Source organism: Pseudomonas sp. SIMBA_068 (genome assembly GCF_046534705.1).
In the GTDB taxonomy this organism is placed as follows: Bacteria; Pseudomonadota; Gammaproteobacteria; order Pseudomonadales; family Pseudomonadaceae; genus Aquipseudomonas; species Aquipseudomonas putida.
On the sequence record NZ_JAWRYI010000164.1, the window covers coordinates 1 to 348 of the forward strand.

At 59.2% G+C, this 348-nt stretch carries 1 protein-coding gene; it reads right to left on the reverse strand.

Annotated features, from left to right (window positions below; genetic code table 11):
• Positions 1–348: catalase-related domain-containing protein (locus SB756_RS28670; RefSeq protein WP_410912895.1), on the reverse strand; the 348-nt coding region annotated here is incomplete at both ends.

A 348-nucleotide genomic window follows, 5' to 3' on the forward strand; every position in this document is an offset into this window, starting at 1 on the left:
GCCAGCAGTTTGGCGGGAACACGCACCGGTTTCAGCGCCTGCAAAATCGCCGGCACACCAGCCGCCTTCACACCATCGCTGAGCAGCAGTGCGACCTGGCGACCTTTGATCTCGCCATCCGGAATGGCGTAGAGGCTCAGGCTGTCATCTTTAGTCAGGCCATTCACTGGCGCAGGCGGCTGAATGTTGAGCTGCTCATCCGTCAGCGCGAGTCCCAGGTTATCCGCCACGCCCTGCGCCAGTTTAGTATCGATGCGTGCCAGATGATCCACCACACGCTCACGGATATAAGCACGCGCCACTTTACTCAGTTCAAACGAGTAGGCGCCAATGATGTGCTGCTGCTCG